This window comes from Asanoa sp. NPDC050611 (assembly GCF_040654855.1).
Lineage (GTDB): Bacteria > Actinomycetota > Actinomycetes > Mycobacteriales > Micromonosporaceae > Asanoa.
In genome coordinates, this window is record NZ_JBFAIU010000055.1 from 1 (window position 1) to 14,835 (window position 14,835).

Sequence of the window (14,835 nt, forward strand, 5' to 3'; positions counted from 1 at the left end):
GACGCAGGCCAGCCGCAGGCCGCGCTGCCCGAGCGCGGCCTGCACCGCGCGCACCGGCGTGCCCGCACCGACCTCCACGCTCAGCCATCGACGATGGCGCGGGGTGGTGATCGGGGCGAGGGCTTACGGCAGGGGCAGCCAGCCCCGGGCGCGCGCGCCGGTCCCACCGCGCGACCACGAGCGTGCCGTCGAAACCCATCGCCGGACTGTGTCAGGGTTTCCGGTATGGATCTGAAGTTCGCTGTCGGGCTGCCGACGGTCGGTCAGTTCGGCGACGTGCGGACCTTGACCGAGTTGGCCGTCTCCGCCGAGGAGCACGGGTGGGACGGTGTGCAGCTCTGGGATCACCTGCTCTACGACGAGCCCGGCTGGCCCGTCGCCAGTTCCACCGTCGCCGCCGCGGCCATCGCGGCCCGGACCGAGCGGATCCGGATCATCCTCACCGTCGTGCTGCCCCGCCGGCAGGTGCAGGACGTCGCGCAGGACACCGCGGCCATCCACGCGCTCTCCGGTGGGCGGCTGACCGTGCTCGGCATCGTCGGGTCGGTCGACCGGGAGTTCACCGAGTTCGGGCTCGACCCCGACCTGCGGGCGCGCGGGCGGGCGCTCGACGACGGGCTCGACCGGTTGACCGGACTGTGGGAGCGATGGGGTGTCGGGCGCATCCCGATCTGGTGCGGCGGCGAGTGGCCGCGGCGGGCCGGGCTGCGGCGCGCCGCCCGGTTCGACGGTGCGATGCCGGCCTTCGCGGGGCAGTGGCCGCCGGGCCGCCCCGTCGTCGCGGATGTCGCCGCGGCCGCGGTGTTCACCCGCGAGCTGGCCGGGCGCCCCGTCGACATCGCCGTCGAGGGCGCGACCCCCGTGGCCGGGCGGATCGCGCCCTACGCGGCCGCCGGCGTCACCTGGTGGGTCGAGGCGCTCGGCTGGTGGCGGGGCGACCTGGCCGACGCGGCTGCCCGCGTCGGCCAGGGGCCACCTCAGCCCTGATCCTGGTCGGCCACGAAGCCGGCGATCCAGGCCAGGGGTGCGTTCCAGTTGATGGTCAGCTCGTTCGTTGACCACGACTCGATGTCGTCGATGTAGCAGAACTGCGGCGCGCAGCCCTGCAGCTTCTGCTGGGCCACCGGGTCCTGGATGGACGAGTTCGGGCCACCCGACAGCGTTCCCCGCGGCGGGTTCGGCAGGTCGGGGTTGAGCTGGCGCGCGTACCACCGGCTGTGCTGGTTGTGCGACGCCACCTCGCCGTAACCGGTCACATAGGACTGGTTGAGCGCGTTGCGGCCGAAGATGTAGTCCATCGTCTCCAGCACGCCGTCGCGGTAGCGATCCCGGCCCGTGATGTCGTACGCCGCCGCCAGCACGACCGCGTTGTTCAGCACCAGGTTGTTGGAGCCCCAGTCGAACGTGTTCTCGGCCGGCGCGTACGGGATGCCGTACGGGTGCGCCCGCGCCGTCGCCAGGTAACGGTCGGCGCCCGCGACCACCGAGGCGCGTACCCGATGGCGGTCCGGCAGCTTGTTGGGCAGCGTGGCGAGGTCGATGCGGCCCAGCTGGGCGGTGTGACCCCAGTCGAAGCCGCGGTCGCGCCAGATGTCCGCGGTGTGCACCGGCGAGGCGAGGATCGCGTCGCGATAGACCCGGTCGCCGGTGGTGATGTAGAGCTCCGCGGCCGCCCAGTAGAACTCGTCGGTCACGTCGTCGTCGTTGTAGGCACCGCCGCCGACGCCGTCAGCGGGGTCGGCGTACAGCGCCGGGTTGGCCTTCGCCGCGGCCCACGCCGCCTTGGCCGCGGCCAGGTTGCGCTGGGCGAAGCGCTTGTCGAAGGGCCGGAACACGCGGGCCGCCTGTGCGGCGGTGGCGGCGAGGTTCAGCGTCGCCGCGGTCGAGACGCGGTGCAGCTCACGCGGCTGCGGGTCGAGGTGCGGCAGCAGCGGCAGGCCGGTCCAGGCCGCGTCGTGGATCTTGTGATGGGCCATTCCGGCGTACGGCTGCCCGGCGGGCACCTGCATCTTGAGCAGGAACTCCTGCTCGAACCGGGCCTCGTCGAGGATGTCCGGCACCCGGTTGCCGCTCTCGGGCAGCGCCAGCGTGCCGTCGCGCAGGGTCCAGGACTGCCCGACGCGCTCGTACTCGCTCATCAGCTGGTGCACCGAGATGCCGCCGTTGACGACGTACTTGCCGTGGTCGCCGGCGTCGTACCAGCCGCCGCTGACGTCGAGCCGGTAGTCGCAGACGCCGGGCTGGCACGGCACGTCGGTGTCACCGAGGTTGGGCGCGACGCCGACGTGGCCGGCCGGGCGGCCGTAGCCGGGGCGCAGCGCGTCGTCGATCGGGACACCGCTGCGCTGGGTGTAGTAGAACTTCAGCGCGTCCAGGCGCAGCTGCTCGTAGAAGTCGGTGCCGATGTCGAAGGGCCGGCTCGTCTCGCCGTCGGCCACCAGCGTGTAGCCGGTGCCCTTCCGGGCGTACGCCATCGAGATGGTCTGGACGTTCTGCCCGGAGGAGGCGTCGACGCCGCGCGGTGTCGACGTGCCGCGCGCCACGACCGTGCCGGCCGCGTTCTTGAGCTGCCACGGCACGGGTGTGGTCGCCTCGGTCACCAGGGTGGCGTTCTTCGGGCCGTGCAGGAGATAGCCCACCTGGTTGACGCGCACGCGCGGGCCGGTGTCGGGCACGTACTCCTCGGGCTCCGCGCCACCCTGCAGCGAGACGTTGTCGAGGCAGATGCGCCACGGTGTCGCACTGCCGCCGATCTGGAACGCCACCTGGGCGTTGGGCAGGTCGACGGGCGAGGTGAAGGTGTACGTGTAGTCGTTGCCCGACACGCTCAGCTCGGGGGTCGCCGACAGGTACTGCGTGTACGGGTCGACCGGCAGCTGGATGAGCGCCTTGCCGACCCGGGCGGGCGTGGCGGTGGCGAAGAAGCGGAACTCGTAGGTCTCGCCCGCCACCAGCGGGACGTTGTCCTGGCCGATGATGGCGTCCCAGGGGTTGACGGTGCCGCCCGGCACGTCGGCGCAGAGCTGCCCGCTGCTGGAGTCGAGGGTGAGGTTGCCGGTCGCCCACCAGGGCGCGTGGCCGTTGTCGAAGGTGCCGTTGACGATCTGCTCGGGTCCTTCGGCCGCGGCCGGCGCACCGGCCAGCGCGGTGGCCGCGAGCACGAGGCCGGTGACGGCGGCGATGCGGCGCCGCCAGGATGTCGAGATCACGGGGTTCCTTTCGATGTGCATGGACGGTGCATCGAAGGAGGTCAGGCTGGGAGCGCTCCCAGCTTTGGAAGGGATGCTGGCAGGCAGTGTGTCCTATGTCAATGCGGCTTGGCCTTGAGCGGACTCTAGGTTTTACGTTTCTTGGATGACCGACGGAACCACCGCAAACCACAGCGAAACCCGCCAGGACCGCTTCGAGCGTGGCAAGGCGGTCCTCGACCGCGTCGACGGCGAGAGCGGCCGGCGGGTCGTCGACGCCCTCACCGACATCAGCCCGGAGCTGGGTCACCAGGTCGTCTCCTGGGCCTTCGGCGAGATCTACGCCCGCCCGGGGCTGCCGCCACGCGACCGGCAGCTCGTCACGCTCGGCATGCTGACCGCGCTGGGCGGCTGCGAGCCGCAGCTCGAGGTGCACGTCAACGCGTCGCTCAACGTCGGCCTCACCGCCGCGGAGATCGTCGAGGCGCTGCTGCACTCGGCCGTCTACTGCGGCATTCCCAAGGCGCTGAACGCCACCATGGTCGCCAAGAAGGTCTTCGCCGAGCGCGGCCTCCTCCCGGTCGAGACCGGGTGATCGCCGGCTGTACCGTCGGGGAGAGCACGGGAGGGACCGCCATGACCGACGAGCGATCGCGCAAGCGTCCCCGCGCCGGGCGGGCGCGCAAGCGCCTGGTCCGGGCCCACGCCGCGCACAGCGGTGTGGCCTACTCGGTCGCGGCCCGGCAGGTGGCCACCGCAGGGCTGCGCGCCGGTGAGTCGCTCGGCGGATACGGCCGGACCGTCTATCCCGTCGCACTGTCCGGCGGCGGGGCCGGCGGCGGCCGGCGCTGGTCCCTCGGCGCCCGCGCCGCCCGCCCGTTCGACGTGCGCGTGGCCGACGCCCGCCGCGCAGCCCGCCTGCCCGCCGGACGCGCCGGCCACCTGGTCGACCGGTTCCCGCCGGGCCCGGGTGGGTTCTACACCGGCGAGGGCCGCGCGGCGCTGTTGGCGATGCTCTACCTCGTGGTCGCGGCCCCGCACGCGGGCGAGCGGGCGTGGGCGGCCGAGTCCGGCGAGGAGGCCGCGGTCGACCTGGTCTGTGCCGACGTCGACCGGGCGGCGCGCCGGCTGCTCGACGGCGACTGGACGATCCTGTGGGAGCGGATCGACGGCGCGCTGACCGCTCATCCCAAGCTGCGCCAGGCGTTCCGGGCGTTCGGTGACGAGGCCGGCGCGCCGTGGACCGCGGTGCGGCAGATCCTCGACGCCCTGCTGGTCGTCGGCGACGACGGGCACGCGCCCGGCACCCGCGTGCGGTCGGGCACCGTGGGCGGCGCGATCGTCGGCCTGTCGTGGGCGGCGGACGGGCCGCCGGTGACCTATGACGTCTGGTTCGACGGCGCCGCCGGGCCGCGACAGGTGCGGCCCGGCGACGTCGTGGTCCTGCCGCGGCAGGAAACCCCCTACCCGGCCTGACCGGCCAGCTCGTCGACGCGGAACGCCAGCTCCGCGCCCTCGGCGTCGACGACGACGGTCTGGCCGGGCCGCAGCTCCTCCAGCAGGATCCGCTCCGACAACGCGTCCTCGACGCCGGTCTGGATGGCCCGGCGCAACGGGCGGGCACCGTAGGCCGGGTCGAAACCGTGCCGCACCAGGTACAGCTTGGCGCCGTCGGTGACCACCAGGGTCATCTCGCGGGCCGCGAGCCGCTGCGCGACCCGGGCCAGCATCAGGTCGGCGATCGCGAGCAGCTCGGGCTCGGCCAGGTGGCGGAACACCACGGTCTCGTCGATCCGGTTGAGCAGCTCCGGCGGGAAGTGGCGGCGCAGCTCCCCGCGCACCGAACCGTCCACCATGGAGTCGCCGAAGCCGACCGGCGCGGCCCGCGTGCCGAGGTTCGTGGTCAGGATGACCACCGTGTTCCGGAAGTCCACCTTGCGACCCTGCGCGTCGGTCAGCGCGCCGTCCTCCAGGATCTGGAGCAGCGTGAGCAGCACGTCGGGGTGGGCCTTCTCGACCTCGTCGAACAGCACGACCGAGAACGGCCGCCGGCGCACCCGCTCGGTGAGCTGCCCGCCCTCGTCGTGGCCGACGTACCCGGGCGGCGCGCCGACGAGCCGGGCCACGGTGTGCCGGTCGTGGTACTCCGACATGTCCAGCTGGATCAGCGCGTCCTCGGCGCCGAACAGGAACTCGGCCAGTGCGCGGCACAGGTCGGTCTTGCCGACACCGGTGGGCCCGGCGAACACGAACGACCCGGCCGGGCGGCGGGGATCCTTCAGGCCCGCCCGGGTACGGCGCACCGCCCGCGCGACCGCACCGACCGCCTCGTCCTGCCCGACCACCCGCCGGTGCAGCTCGTCCTCCATCCGGGCCAGGCGCTGGGTCTCGCTCTCGCTCAGCGGCCGCACGGGCACACCGACCCAGTCGGCCAGCACCTCGGCGATGTCGTCCTCGTCCACAGTGGTCCCACCACGGAGCTGGGTCCGGGCGCCGGCCTCGTCGACGAGGTCGATCGCCTTGTCGGGCAGGAACCGGTCGGCCACGTACCGGTCGGCCAGCGTCGCGGCGGCGGCCAGGGCGGCGTCGGTGAACGCGACGCCGTGGTGGCTCTCGTAGTGCCGGCGCAGCCCGGTCAGGATCTCGACGGTCTGCGCGACGGTCGGCTCGCCCAGCGCGACGGGCTGGAACCGCCGCTCGAGCGCGGGGTCGCGGGTCAGGATCCGCCGGTACTCGTCGGTCGTGGTCGCGCCGATCAGCTGCAGTTCGGGCCGGGCGAGCAGCGGCTTGAGGATCGAGGCGGCGTCGAGCGCGCCCTCCGCCGCGCCGGCGCCGACGATCGTGTGGATCTCGTCGACGAACAGGATGATGTCGTCGCGGCCGCGTACCTCCTTGAGCACCTTGCGGAGCCGCTCCTCGAAGTCACCGCGGTAACGCGTCCCGGCGACCAGGGCGCCGAGGTCGAGCGTGTAGAGCTGCTTGCCGCGCAGGCGCCGCGGCACCTCGCCGGCGGCGATCCGCTGGGCCAGCCCTTCCACGGCGGCGGTCTTGCCGACGCCCGGCTCGCCCAGCAGCACCGGGTTGTTCTTGGTGCGCCGGCAGAGCACGCGGATGACGCGCTCGATCTCGGTCGCGCGCCCGACCACCGGGTCCAGGCCGCCGCCCTGCGCCGCCTGCGTGAGGTTGGTGCCGAACTGGTCGAGCACGGCGCTGCCGCCGATGCTCGGCGGCGGGGCGTCCGCCTTCTGCGCCAGCTCCTCGATCACCCGCAGCCGGACCGCCGCGGCGTCGGCGCCGAACCCCGCGAGCACCTGGGCGCCGACCCCGCCGCCGTCCCGGACCAGCCCGAGCAGCACGTGCTCGGGCCCGATGTGCCCGTGGCCGAGCTGGATGGCCTCGCGCAGGGCCAGCTCCAGCACCCGCCGGGCCCGCGGGGTGAACGGGATGTGCCCCGCCGCCGGCTTCCCGCCGGCGCCGATCACCTCTTCGACCTGCTGGCGAACGCTGACCAGGGAGAGCCCGAGCCCGACCAGCGCCCGCGCGCCGACGTTCTCGCCCTCCTTGAGGATGCCGAGCAACAGGTGCTCGGTGCCGATCGACGCGTGGTTGAAGATCCGCGCCTCTTCCTGCGCCAGGATGACGACCCGGCGGGACCGGTCGGTGAACCGTTCGAACATGCTTCACGCCCTCGCGAGGCCCCACGCGCCCCGTGTCCGGACGCAGCAGGGCCGCGCGAAACGAGGGCGCTGAGTCGAAGCCTCTTGGCCATCCCGGGCGGCCGGCGTGGGCGGTCGCACGAGGCGCGGGCAGGCGCACTACCCGGGTTGACGGTAACCCCTGACCCGGCGGAAGCGCCCGCCGTGATCGTTCGCCTAGAGCGAAAGGGCGCGCAGCCGCTCCCCGGTCGCCGGGTCGGCCGGGAAGAAGGCCTCGATCGCCAGGCCGGCCACGGTCACGTCGAGCGGGGTGCCGAACAGCGTCGTGGTGCTGAGGAACGACAGGTCCTCGTAGCGGAGCGGGACGACGACGCTGGCGACTCCCGCCTGATGCGCGGTGCCGCCCGGGTAGCCGCGCAGCTCCTCCAGCAGCTCGTACAACACCGGGTCGTTGGTGGTCGTCGCCTGTTGCCGCAGCCGGCTGAGCAGGTGCGCGCGCCACTCGGGCAGGTTGCCGATGCGCGGTGCCATGCCGTCGGGGTGCAGGCTCAGGCGCAGCACGTTGACCGGCGGTTCGAGCAGGTGGGCCGCGGCGCCCGCGGTGAACAGGGCGATGGCCGGGTTGGCCTCGACGAGGTGCCAGTGCTGGTCGATCAGGGCCGCCGGGTAGGGGCCGTGGCCGTCGAGGATCTGGCGCACCGCCGCCCGGATCGGAGCCAGTTCCGGGTCGTCCAGCTCATGGCTCGGGTACGCCGGCGCGTGGCCCCCGGCGAGCAGGATCGTGTTGCGGTCCGGCAGCGGGATGTCCAGCCGCTCCGCCAGCCGCAGGATCAGGTCCGGGCTCGGCCGGGAGCGGCCCGTCTCGACGAAGCTGATGTGCCGGGCGGAGATCCCGGTCTCGTTCGACAGGTCGAGCTGGCTCATCCGGCGGGTCCGGCGCCAGTCGCGGAGCAGCTCCCCGACCGGTCGCGCGGGCCTGGTCAGCGTGGTCACGCCAACCGACCCTAATGACCGTTCCGGCGCAGCGGCCATTACCTGCGAGGTAATCGACACACCGCACGGCCGCTGGCGATCATTTCTCACATGACAGACACGATGACGTACGACGAACTGGCGCAGCGCTACATCGCCACCTGGAACGAGACCGACCCGTCGGCACGCCGGCGGCGCATCGAGGAGCTGTGGGCGGCCGACGGCCGTTACGTCGACCCGCTGGCCGTCGCCGAGGGCCGGGACGCGATCGACGCCACGATCGCGGCCGTGCAGGGGCAGTTCCCCGGCATGACGTTCCGGCTCGCGGGCCCGGTCGACGGCCACCACAACCAGGCGCGGTTCACGTGGGAGCTGGGCCCCGAGGGCGCCGAGGCACCGATCGCCGGCTTCGACGTGGCGACCACAGACGGCGACGGCCGATTGAACCAGGTGCTCGGCTTCCTCGACCGCGTTCCGGCCTAGCCGGTCGCCGCCGGCGGGCGCACCCGGGCCAGCAGTTCCGCGAGGTACAGGTCCGGGTGCGTCAGCGCCACGTAGCTCTCGACCAGCGGGGAGCAGCGACTGGACCGGGCCACCTGACCGCCGCCACGACCTCGGCCACCGTCCGTCCGTCGGTGTCGAGCCGTTGGTCGCCGATCCCCGCGCGCTCCAGCGCCGCGGCCTGTGCCGCGGCGCGCGCGTGGATCCCGGCCGGTGCCGGCCGGCCGGTCAGCTCGTCGCCCGCCAGCCCCCAGGTCGCGCCGATGCCACGCGTCCGCAGCGCGATGCGCTCCGCGAGCTGCCCGGCGCTCGCGTGCAGCCGGCACACGGTGACGGTCGCCGCCGGCAGCGCGGCGGTGTAGGCGGCGACGTCCGCCGGCCCATCGATGTGCCCGACCACGACCAGCCGCCGCGCGCCGCGGGCGTGGTAGGTCCGCCACAGCGCGGCCAGGTTGGCCGACCTGAGCCGGTGGTCGGCCGGCGCCGGCCGGCAGAAGCCGATCTGCTCCAGGTCGACGAACGCCGTGTGCACACCGGCGAGACTGGAGCGCTGGTACACCTCCCAGCCCACGGTGGACTTGCCGACGGCGAGCGGCCCGCACAGCAACAGGACCTCCCCCGGCGCCGGCACCGGGCCGGTGAGCACACCGCCGCCGCCCGCGGCGGGCATGAACGGCTTGACCAGCCGCGCGACCTCGGCCACGCCGAGCCCGGTGGTGTCGACGCACTCACCGGGCAGGCGGTCCAGCGCCTCGGCTTCCCGCAGCGCGGCCACCGCCTGGTCCGTCGGCCGCCCGCGACGCGCCAGCCGTTCCCGCAGCGCGCCCGGCGACGCCCGCAGGCGCACCGCCGTCACGGCGGCGCGTGGCAGCAGCCCGACGTCGACCCCGCGCGCGGAGTCGACCACGCCCGGCACCACGACGCACGACGCGCCCGCGGCACCGAAGTTGGCCACCACCGCGTCGAGGTTGCGCGCCTTCATCCGGTGCCGGCCGGGGTCGGACGCCGGCTCGGGCGGCCGGCCCGCCGGCCCGTAACAGATCCCGAGCTGATCGATGTCGACCAAGGCGGCCGGCACCCCGAGCCGGCTGAACAGCTCCCACGCGACCGATGTCTTCCCGACACCGGGCGGCCCGTAGAGCCACAGCACCGGCACCCGCCCCATGGCGCCCGATTCTGGCGCCGACGGCCGGCCCGTGCGACCGATATAGGGTCCGGACATGGACCGCGACTGGCTCGAGCAGCGCCGCCAGGCGATCGACGCCCACGCGCGGGCGCAGCAGGACCAGCGGGCGCGCGAGGCCGAGCAGGCGGCGGCGCTGATCGCCGCGTTCGTCGCGGACGCCACCGCGCGCGGCATCGCGCCCACCCCGCTGACCGCGCCGGCGCACCGCGGCGGCGCCCGCTACCGCACCGGCCTGCGCGGCTGGTACCTCGACCGGCACGACCGCCTCGCCGTCGACACCGAGGGGCGGTTCTATGTCCTCACGACGCCGAACTCCCTGCGGGCCCGCCTCACCGGCACCGCCGTCCAGCCGCGGCCGGCGCCACTGATCGTGGGCGAGGGCGGCCGCGACGGCGACTCGATCCCGCTCCGCGACCTGCTCCGGCGCCGCCTCGACGCGGCTAGCGGGACGTAGCCGGCTCGAGCACCAACGGCCGCGCCGCCCGTTGGCGGATCTGCAGGACCGCGACCGAGGACAGCACCAGGACCGCACCGACGAGCTGCACCGGGCCCAGCGACTCGCCCAGCGTGAGCGTGGCCAGGGTGGTCGTGACGACGGGCTCGAATGTCGAAAGGATCGCGGTCGTCGACGGGCCGGTGCGCCGCAGGCCCGCGAAGAACGCGAGCATCGCCAGCACGGTGGAGACCACCGCGATGCAGGCGAGCCAGAACCACGCCCGCACCCCGAAGCCGAGGTCGACCCCGCCGGACACCGCGGCGTGCGCGCAGAGCGTGCCCGTGGCGCCGGTCATCACCAGCGTGCACAGCACCACGGGCGGCAGGCTGTGCACGACCGTGTCGGAGACCAGGATGTACGCGGTGTAGACGACCGCCGCGCCGAAGGCCAGCAGCGCGCCGAACGCCTGGAAGCTCATCCCGCCCGCGCCGAGCAGCACCAGCAGCGTGCCGGCCGAGGCCGCCGCGAGCGCCGCGACCCGCCGGCCCGTCAGGCGCTCCCGGCCCAGCAGCACAGCCGAGAGGGTGACGAGGATCGGGAACGTGTAGAGGATCAGCGACAGCAGCGAGGCGTCGAGCCGTCGCAGCGCGGAGAAGTAGAGACCGGCCTGTGCGGCGTACCCGAATGCGCCCAGCGCGAGGGCCGTCACCACCGCGCGGCGGGACAGCGGCTCCGCACCGCGCAGGCGTGGCCGCACGAACAGCAGCGCGCCCAGCACCGCCGCCGCGAGGCCGAAGCGCACCAGCAGCAGTTCGCCGGGCGAGACGCCCGCCTCGTACGCGAACTTCCCGAAGATCGGCATGGCGCCGAAGAACGCCGCCGAGATCAGACACAGAACCGGACCCACGCCGTCGAGCATCGGGCATCCAACTCGTCAGCACCAGCGATGGTTTCTGGACCTGACCCGTTAGGATTCGCGGATGGTCATGCGCGACCTGCGGCGCCTGCTGCTCCTCCGCGAGCTCGCGGAGCGCGGCACCCTGGCCGCCGTCGCGGCCGCCCTCGGCTACAGCCCGTCGGCCGTCTCCCAGCAGCTCGCCCTGCTGGAGAAGGACGCGGGCACGCCGCTGTTCGAGAAGGCCGGCCGCGGCGTACGCCTGACCGACGCCGGCCGCCTCCTGGCCCGGCACGCCCGCGTGCTGCTGGCCGCCGCCGAGACGGCCGAGGCCGACCTGGCCGCCCTGAGCGGCGACGTCCGGGGCACCGTGCGCGCCGGCGGCCTGCAGTCGGCCGCCCGCCGCTTCCTGATCCCGGCCGTGGCCCGCATGATCATCGACCACCCCAGCGTGCGCGTGGAGATCTTCGAGCTGGAGCTCGAACAGGCGCTGCCCGGCCTGCGGCTCGGCGCGGTCGACCTGGTGATCGGCGACGAGTACGACGGCCATCCCCGCCCGCGACCGGCGGGCCTGCGCTTCGCCGTGCTCCACGCGGAACCCCTGAAGCTGGTGCTGCCCGCGGCGCATCCGCTGGCCGGGCCCGGCGGACCCGTCGCGGTCGCCGACCTGCGCACCGACATCTGGGCCGCCTCCGCCGAGGGCACCGGCCACCACGCCATGGTCGTCGGCACCTGCCGCACGCTCGGCGGCTACGAACCGGACATCCGCCACCGCTCCAACGACGCGGACGTCCTGCTGGAACTGGTCCGCGTGGGCGCCGCCGTCGCGCTGCTGCCGCCGCTGACCCTGCCCGTGGGTGACCCCGCGCTCGCCGTGCGCGAGGTCGCCGAGACCCGGCTCATGCGCCGGCTGGCCGTCGTGACGAGGGACACACCGCCGGCGCCGGCCCTCACCGCCTTCCTGGCAGCGGTTACCGAGCAGGCGGCGACCGCCGGTCGATGACCACGGCGGCGGGCGCATGCCGGCCGCACCCGAGGGTAAGGCGACCCGATGCGAGAGCTGAGCCTGCTCCTCGACGTGTCCATCGTGGTCGTCTCGCTGCTGATGCTCGCGGTGACCGTCACCACGCTGGCTTTCCAGCTCTACAAATGGTGGCGACCTGAACACAACGACCCGCAGCGGTACGGGAGCCCCGACGAGCCGCGCCTGCCCGGCGTGATCCTGGTGCCGATGCGGCACGAGGAGGCCGTGGCCGGGCACACGCTCGACCGGCTGGCCACATTGGACCATCCGGACTACTGGGTGATGCCGATCGTCGACCACCCCGACGACCCGGGCACGGCCCGCATCGCCCACGGCAAGGCGCGCGAGTTCCCGGGACGCGTGCTCGTCTGCCCGTATCCCGAGGACACCGACGTCCACAACAAGCCGATCGGGCTCAACGCGGCCGTGCACCGGCTCACCGAGCTCGGCATACCCTTCGAGTGGATCGGCGTGGCCGACGCCGAGGACCTGTTCCACCCCGACCTGCTGCGGGTGGTGGACTACCGGTTCCGCCGCACCGACGCCGGCATCGTGCAGTGCGGTGTCCAGCTCATGAACTTCAGCGCCCGCGCGCGCGACCTGCCGATGCCGGCGGGCCGCCACCCGCGGCTGCGGCGTTGGTGGCACGCCAACACGAGCGCGTGGTGGCGGGCGGCGAACGTGCTCGAGTACTTCAAGTGGTTCCAGTCGCGGCTCAAGCTGCAGGCCGTCACCCGGGTGATGCCGCTCGGCGGCAACACCGTCTTCTTCCGCCGGGAGTTCCTGGACGCACTGCGGCAGCGCTACGGCCAGTACTGGGACGAGGAGTGCCTGACCGAGGACTGCAAGATCGGGATCGTGGCGTCGGTGCTCGGCTACGCGGTGGACGTGGTCTACCTGCCCGAGCTGGTCACCCGCGAGGAGACCCCGGCGACGCTGCGCGGCCTCGTCCGCCAGCGGGTGCGCTGGATGCAGGGCTTCATGCAGGTGTTCCGGGCCGGCGAGTGGGTGGCGCTGCCGACGCTGGGCCAGCGCGTCCTGGCCGTCTACGTGCTCGGGTTCCAGTTCTTCCAGGCGTTCACGGGCGTCCTCGCGCCGGTCGCGCTGACCCTGGCGCTGTGGCACAAGTCGCCGATCGCGGTCGCGCTGCTGGCCTGCCTGCCGCTGGGCCTGAGCGTCCTCACGGTCGCGCTCGACGTGCTGATGCTGCGCGTGTTCAGCCGGACCTTCCAGGTCAAGGCGCGGATCCGCGACTACCTCGGTGTGGTGCTGGGCGCCTACCCCTTTCAGCTCGTCCTCTGCGTGGCGGCGGTGTGGGCCGTGGCCCGCTACGCGCTGCGCCGCAACGACTGGGTGAAGACGACCCATCACGGTACGCACCTGCCGGCGCCCGAGCCCGCGACGGTCGGGAGCACGCGATGACGCTGGCCAACCTCGCGCCGACGGACGTGCGGCACCTGCTCTCGGTGCGCCGCCGGGTGCTGATCGGCGCTCAGGAGTGGCTGCGCCGGCACGCCCGCACGCTCGCCCTGCTGGTGCCCGTCCTCGTCGCCACCGGGCTCGTCCGCGGCATCGGCATGTCGACGTTCCCCCGCTACGTGGACGACCCCGGCACGTACCTGTCGCAGGCCTGGTCGCTGCAGTACGAGGGGACGCTCTCCCCCTACTCCTACTTCTACGACCACGCGCCCGCGGGCTGGATCCAGATCGCGCTGTACTCGATGCTGACCGACGGCTTCGACCGGCACGACTCCGCGATCGGCTTCGGCAACGAGTGCATGCTGATCGCCGGCGTGGTGAGCACCGGCCTCGTCTTCGCGCTGGGCCGGCGACTCGGCTTCAGCCGGTGGACCGCCGCGCTCGCGGCGCTCCTGTTCGGACTGTCCCCATTGGCCGTCCTCTACGGACGCTGGACCTTCCTCGACAACATCGCCACACCCTGGCTGCTCGCCGCGTTCGTGCTGGCATTGTCCAGGCGGCGCAGCATCCTCGCCGGCACCGGCGCGGCCCTCTGCTTCGCGATGGCCGCGCTGACCAAGGAGACGCTGCTGGTGCTCCTGCCCGGCCTGCTCTGGACGCTGTGGCGCAACACGGACCCGCGCAACCGCGCGCAGGTGCTCACCGTCGCGACCGGGGCGGGCGCCCTGCTGATGGCCATGTACCCGCTGTTCGCCCTGTTCAAGGGCGAGCTGTTCGAGGGTCCGGGCCACAACAGCCTGCTCGGCACGGCGGCCTGGCAGCTCGCCGAGCGCCAGACCAGCGGCTCGCTGCTCACCGCCGACAGCCCCATGCGGCACCTGTTCGACGACTGGCTGGCCCAGGACAGGCTGCTCCTGCTGGGCGGCCTGGCCAGCATCCCGGTCGCCGTGTTCGCCGGCCGGCTGCGCCCGATCGCGCTGACGCTGGTGACCGGCTGGCTGCTGATGGTGCGCGACGGGTACGTGCCGTTCATGCACGTCGTCACGCTGCTGCCGTGGAGCGCGCTGCTGATCGCCGGAGCGGTGCACGTCGTGGCGGGCCCGGCCCGCCGGTGGTGGCGGGTCGGCCCCGCGGTCGCGCTCGCGGTCGCGGTGCTCGCCGGCGCCGCCGTCAGCTGGCCCGACCGGCTCACCCCGATGATGACCACGAAGGAGGTGCCGGCCATGCGGGCGGCCGAGCTGTGGGTCGCCGACAACGTCCCCCGCGACAAGGTGCTGGTCGTGCACGACTCGATCTGGGTCGACCTCGTGCACCGCTACCGGTTCCGGCCCGAGTCGATCATCGTGTCGAAGCTCGACACGGACCCCGCGGTCCGGGAACGGCTCGGCCGGATCGACTACCTCGTGGTGCCCGAGTGGTACCTGGGCAACCCCGCGAGCGGCACCGCCTACCCCACGCTCGTCGAGGCACACAAGCACGCCGTCCCGGTCGCCAGCTTCGGCGACGGTTCCGACGGCGTACGCGTCTACCGCGTCAGCAGGTATTGGAGCCCGTGACC

13 protein-coding genes are annotated in these 14,835 nt (G+C 73.5%); 8 read left to right on the plus strand and 5 right to left on the minus strand.

Annotated features, from left to right (window positions below; genetic code table 11):
- Nucleotides 1-225: 225 nt before the first annotated feature.
- Nucleotides 226-987 (plus strand): LLM class flavin-dependent oxidoreductase, encoded by a 762-nt coding sequence (locus AB0H87_RS11475; protein WP_360142859.1) that lies wholly within the window; start codon nt 226-228, stop codon nt 985-987.
- Here AB0H87_RS11475 and AB0H87_RS11480 read toward each other — a convergent pair.
- Entirely contained in the window at nt 978-3,161 is a 2,184-nt protein-coding gene (locus AB0H87_RS11480; protein WP_360142911.1) for a glycoside hydrolase family 9 protein, read from the minus strand. The two genes, AB0H87_RS11475 and AB0H87_RS11480, sit on opposite strands and share 10 nt — an antisense overlap.
- Before the next feature lie 193 nt (nt 3,162-3,354).
- On the opposite strand from AB0H87_RS11480, the gene AB0H87_RS11485 reads away from it, so the two are divergent.
- A complete protein-coding gene (locus tag AB0H87_RS11485) occupies nt 3,355-3,783 on the plus strand; it encodes a carboxymuconolactone decarboxylase family protein (protein WP_360142861.1) in 429 nt (142 codons plus the stop codon).
- A 41-nt stretch (nt 3,784-3,824) separates the two neighbouring features.
- Complete coding sequence (locus AB0H87_RS11490; RefSeq protein WP_360142863.1) at nt 3,825-4,664, plus strand: hypothetical protein; 840 nt, start codon at nt 3,825-3,827, stop codon at nt 4,662-4,664.
- Here AB0H87_RS11490 and AB0H87_RS11495 read toward each other — a convergent pair.
- Together AB0H87_RS11495 and AB0H87_RS11500 are read right to left on the minus strand one after the other, a co-directional pair.
- The gene (locus tag AB0H87_RS11495; protein WP_360142865.1) at nt 4,652-6,865 is read right to left on the minus strand and encodes an ATP-dependent Clp protease ATP-binding subunit; all 2,214 of its coding nucleotides are present in this window, start codon (nt 6,863-6,865) and stop codon (nt 4,652-4,654) included. The two genes, AB0H87_RS11490 and AB0H87_RS11495, sit on opposite strands and share 13 nt — an antisense overlap.
- Nucleotides 6,866-7,060: 195 nt before the next feature.
- A complete protein-coding gene (locus AB0H87_RS11500; protein WP_360142867.1) occupies nt 7,061-7,876 on the minus strand; it encodes a helix-turn-helix transcriptional regulator in 816 nt (271 codons plus the stop codon).
- Nucleotides 7,877-7,927: 51 nt separating this feature from the next.
- Between AB0H87_RS11500 and AB0H87_RS11505 the strand changes: the two genes are divergently transcribed.
- The gene (locus tag AB0H87_RS11505; protein ID WP_360142869.1) at nt 7,928-8,299 is read left to right on the plus strand and encodes a nuclear transport factor 2 family protein; all 372 of its coding nucleotides are present in this window, start codon (nt 7,928-7,930) and stop codon (nt 8,297-8,299) included.
- Nucleotides 8,300-8,360: 61 nt separating this feature from the next.
- Here AB0H87_RS11505 and AB0H87_RS11510 read toward each other — a convergent pair whose 3' ends face one another.
- The gene (locus tag AB0H87_RS11510) at nt 8,361-9,482 is read right to left on the minus strand and encodes an AAA family ATPase (protein ID WP_360142871.1); all 1,122 of its coding nucleotides are present in this window, start codon (nt 9,480-9,482) and stop codon (nt 8,361-8,363) included.
- A 55-nt stretch (nt 9,483-9,537) separates the two neighbouring features.
- Between AB0H87_RS11510 and AB0H87_RS11515 the strand changes: the two genes are divergently transcribed.
- The gene (locus tag AB0H87_RS11515) at nt 9,538-9,957 is read left to right on the plus strand and encodes a hypothetical protein (RefSeq protein WP_360142873.1); all 420 of its coding nucleotides are present in this window, start codon (nt 9,538-9,540) and stop codon (nt 9,955-9,957) included.
- On the opposite strand, the gene AB0H87_RS11520 is transcribed toward AB0H87_RS11515, so the two are convergent.
- A complete protein-coding gene (locus AB0H87_RS11520) occupies nt 9,944-10,846 on the minus strand; it encodes a DMT family transporter (protein ID WP_360142875.1) in 903 nt (300 codons plus the stop codon). The genes AB0H87_RS11515 and AB0H87_RS11520 overlap by 14 nt on opposite strands.
- Nucleotides 10,847-10,919: 73 nt before the next feature.
- Between AB0H87_RS11520 and AB0H87_RS11525 the strand changes: the two genes are divergently transcribed.
- Genes AB0H87_RS11525 through AB0H87_RS11535 form a run of 3 tightly spaced genes read left to right on the plus strand, consistent with a single transcriptional unit; the run spans nt 10,920 to nt 14,833 of the window.
- Entirely contained in the window at nt 10,920-11,837 is a 918-nt protein-coding gene (locus AB0H87_RS11525) for a LysR family transcriptional regulator (RefSeq protein WP_360142877.1), read from the plus strand.
- Nucleotides 11,838-11,885: 48 nt separating this feature from the next.
- Complete coding sequence (locus AB0H87_RS11530; protein WP_360142879.1) at nt 11,886-13,280, plus strand: glycosyltransferase family 2 protein; 1,395 nt, start codon at nt 11,886-11,888, stop codon at nt 13,278-13,280.
- Nucleotides 13,277-14,833, plus strand: coding sequence for a hypothetical protein (locus AB0H87_RS11535; RefSeq protein ID WP_360142881.1), 1,557 nt, complete (start codon nt 13,277-13,279; stop codon nt 14,831-14,833). Before AB0H87_RS11530 ends, AB0H87_RS11535 begins: the two co-directional genes overlap by 4 nt.
- Nucleotides 14,834-14,835 lie beyond the last annotated feature (2 nt).